Source organism: Candidatus Accumulibacter vicinus, from assembly GCF_000584955.1.
Taxonomy (GTDB): Bacteria; Pseudomonadota; Gammaproteobacteria; order Burkholderiales; family Rhodocyclaceae; genus Accumulibacter; species Accumulibacter vicinus.
In genome coordinates this window covers 283,663-285,279 of record NZ_JDSS02000019.1, presented here as the reverse complement: position 1 = coordinate 285,279, position 1,617 = coordinate 283,663, and the positions used below count along the sequence as shown (strand labels likewise).

The window sequence follows — 1,617 nt, the reverse complement described above, 5'->3', positions numbered from 1 at the left end:
GTGCGGCACTGGCGGCCGGGGTCGGCATCGATTATCTGGCGGCATTGCGCAGGGCGGCCGCTATCGATTCGCTGGCAGCGGCTGCCCTGCGCGGCTGTGAAGAGGTTCTGGCGGGACGGCAGACGCTGTTCACGCTTGAGTACCCCTGCCATTCTCCAGATCGCGAACGCTGGTTCGAATGTTACGCCACTCCCTTGCTGGGTGCCATCAAGGGAATGGTCGTCGGTCATCGGGACATCAGCGCCCGCAAGCTGGCCGAGAGGGTGCCCGAGGAGCGTCGCTCCGAGCGGCACCAGAATGAGCGCGACCTGAACGCGGTGCTGAACAGCGTCTCGTCGATGATCGGCTACTGGGACCGCAATCTGCGCAACCGCTTCGCCAATCATGCCTATCGCGACTGGTTCGGCATCGATCCGGCGACGATCCCGGGCAAACATATCCGCGAGGTGATCGGCGAGGAACGCTACCGCCTCAACCTGCCCTACATCGAAGCCGTACTGGGTGGCGCAGCACAGCAATTCGAGCGCGCCATCCCGTCGCCGGATGGCCGTTCGGTGAACCATGCCCTGGCCCGTTACATTCCCGACATCATCAACGGCGAGGTGCAGGGGTTCTTCGTCGAGGTCGTGGACGTGACCCCGATCAAGCGCAGCGAGCAGGCCCTGCAGCGCGCCCAGGAACTTGGCCGGCTCGGCAGTTACCTGATCGAACTGCCCTCGGAATCCTGGATTGGCAGTCCGATGCTGGAGCGGATATTCGGCATCGGCCCGGCGTGTGAACATACCGTCAGCAGCTGGGAGCGGCTGCTCCATGCGGCGGACCGGCAGGCAACGCTCGATTACTTCCACCAGGTCGTCGCCGAGCGGGGAGTATTCGACCGCCAGTACCGGATCATTCGACCCAGCGACGGCATGGTGCGCTGGATGCACGGCCTCGGTCAGGTCGAGTGCGCCGCCAATGGAAAAGCCCTGCGCATGGTCGGCACCGTCCAGGACATCACCGAGCGCAAGCTGGCCGAAGAGGCGACGCAGCTCCTGCTTGACGAGAACACTCGCCTGGTGCGCCAACTGATCTCGGTGCAGGAACGTGAGCGAGCGGAGCTGGCCCGCGAACTGCACGATGAACTTTCCCAGCACCTGACGGCGATTCGCGCCTTTGCCGGAGCCATTCAGCGCAATGGCGGACACGATCGCGAATGGGTCAAGACCGCAGCGCAGGCGATCGAGGATTCCGCGCGCGCCATCTACCAGGTGTCGCACCGCCTGATGGAAGGCCTGCATCCCAACATTCTCGACGCCGCCGGCATTGTCGAAGCGCTTGCCAGCCTGCTCGAGGTCTGGGGACAACAGCATCCGGAGATCGAGTGGCGAGCCTCACTGGATCGGGAGCTGGTCTGTCCGACAGCGCCGGTGCGGGTGGCCATCTATCGCATCGTCCAGGAGTGCCTGAACAATGTCACGCAACATGCACACGCTAAGCGGCTGCGGGTCGTCCTCGCCAGACGGCAGCACGGCGAGTCCCTTCGGCTGCTCATCCGGGACGATGGCGTCGGCATGGATGTGGGCGCACCGCAGTAACCGTTCACACCCCCGCAAAAATTCACGCGCAGCGGCAAGT

General features: G+C 64.4%; 1 protein-coding gene. It reads left to right on the top strand.

All coding sequences use genetic code 11. The features are described from left to right. Window positions 1-1,577 (top strand): PAS domain S-box protein (locus CAPSK01_RS07645; RefSeq protein WP_034924614.1); only part of this gene is annotated, 1,577 nt, incomplete at its 5' end. Window positions 1,578-1,617 lie beyond the last annotated feature (40 nt).